2 protein-coding genes are annotated in these 1,663 nt (G+C 61.3%); both read left to right on the top strand.

The genetic code is table 11. The annotated features are described in order from the left end of the window. A partial coding sequence (locus tag A3AI_RS49115; RefSeq protein WP_024521134.1) for a Mu transposase domain-containing protein occupies positions 1-643 on the top strand: 643 nt, incomplete at its 5' end. A gap of 11 nt (positions 644-654) precedes the next feature. Continuing rightward, positions 655-1,395 carry an IS21-like element helper ATPase IstB gene (gene istB / locus A3AI_RS0141880; protein WP_024521133.1) on the top strand — a complete coding sequence of 247 codons (741 nt, stop codon included), beginning with the start codon at positions 655-657 and terminating at the stop codon, positions 1,393-1,395. The last annotated feature ends 268 nt before the right edge of the window (positions 1,396-1,663 follow it).

The following is a 1,663-nucleotide window of genomic DNA, read 5'->3' as shown; positions in this document are numbered from 1 at the left end:
GCTGCGTCAGTATGGCCGCACGCGACGCCAGCTGTTCGAGGAAATTGATGCGCCGAATCTTAAACCGCTTCCCGGCGAGCCGTGGGTCCATGCCGAATGGCGCCGATGTCGGGTCGGGCTCGACTATCACGTCGAGATTGAACGACACTACTACTCGGTGCCCTATCGCTTCGCCCGTCGGGAGGTAGAAGCGCGGATCAGCGCACGAACGGTTGAAATCTTCCTGGGGGGCGAGCGTATCGCCGCGCACATGCGCGGCAGCGGCAACGGGCGGCACACGACGATCAACGCCCACATGCCTTCTAGCCACCGGCGCTATGGCGAGTGGACGCCGGCAAAGATCCGCAGCGAGGCAACCCGGATCGGCCCGATGCTGCGCCTGCTGGTCGATCGGATCATCGAGGATCGGCCGCATCCCGAACAGGGCTATCGTTCGTGCCTGGGTATCCTGCGGCTTGAGAAGCGCTTTGGCGCCGAGCGCCTCGAGGCGGCCGCGCTGCGCGCGCTTGAGATCGAGGCTCGCAACTACCCAAGCGTCAAATCGATCCTCGAAAAGGGGCTCGATCGCGTTCCGACGCCCGCGTCCGCCGAGCGCGAGCCGATCATACACACCAACATCAGAGGCTCGGACTATTACCACTAAAAGGGAAGAAAATGCTGACACACCCCACACTCCACTTGCTTACCCGGCTCGGCCTTACCGGCATGGCCGAGGGCTTCACGAGCCTCGCAGACAACGAGGAGGTCCAGGGTCTTGCTCACGCCGAATGGCTGGCGTTGCTGCTGGACCATGAATCGACTTGGCGCAACAACCGGCGCCTGGCGCTTCGTCTTCGCAAGGCAAAGCTGCGCCATCATGCCGTGCCCGAGGATATCGACTACCGCGCTCCCCGTGGGCTCGACCGCCGCTTGTTCGACATGCTGCTCAACGGAGACTGGATCAAGAACCATGAGAATTGCGCCATTGTCGGGCCAACCGGCGTCGGGAAAAGCTGGCTAGGCTGTGCGCTCGGCCACAAGGCCTGCCGGGACAACCACTCTGTACTTTACACCCGGTTGCCGCGGTTGATCGAAGAGTTGGACCTTGCCCGGGGCGATGGCCGACTCGCCTCGCGGATGAAGAGCATCGCCGCCGTGGACCTCCTAATTTTGGACGATTGGGGCCTCCAAGCCATCGACGCCAATGCCCGTCATTATCTGCTCGAAATCCTTGAAGACCGCTATGGCCGTCGGTCAACACTCGTCACCAGCCAGCTTCCAATTGTCAAATGGCATGAGCTCATAAATGACCCAACTTACGCTGATGCCATACTTGATCGCCTGCTTCACAACGCTCACAGGCTCGAACTGAACGGTGACTCCATGCGTCGACCGGCGGTTCTTCCTCGGCATTGACTACGCGGTCGGCCTATGAAGACCGAGACTGCAGCCCGCGAATCTGACCGACCGCTACGGCACTGTTGGGGGTGCGCGTCCGGTCAGCTTCGCTCCGTCGAGCGACACCATCAAACATCAGACGTGATCTCTCCGGCAACCGCTTGACCATGGGCTAGCGAAAGTGCCAATTGCCTCTAACGATCGGGTACTTCACCTGCGCGCGATCAGATCGGAACGCTGCGCGGCATCAGATTGGAATACCTGCGCGCGATCATTGGAATCCGCA

Origin of the sequence: Bradyrhizobium sp. Tv2a-2, from assembly GCF_000472425.1 — a bacterium.
Lineage (GTDB): Bacteria > Pseudomonadota > Alphaproteobacteria > Rhizobiales > Xanthobacteraceae > Bradyrhizobium.
This window is presented reverse-complemented; position numbering and strand designations above follow the sequence as displayed.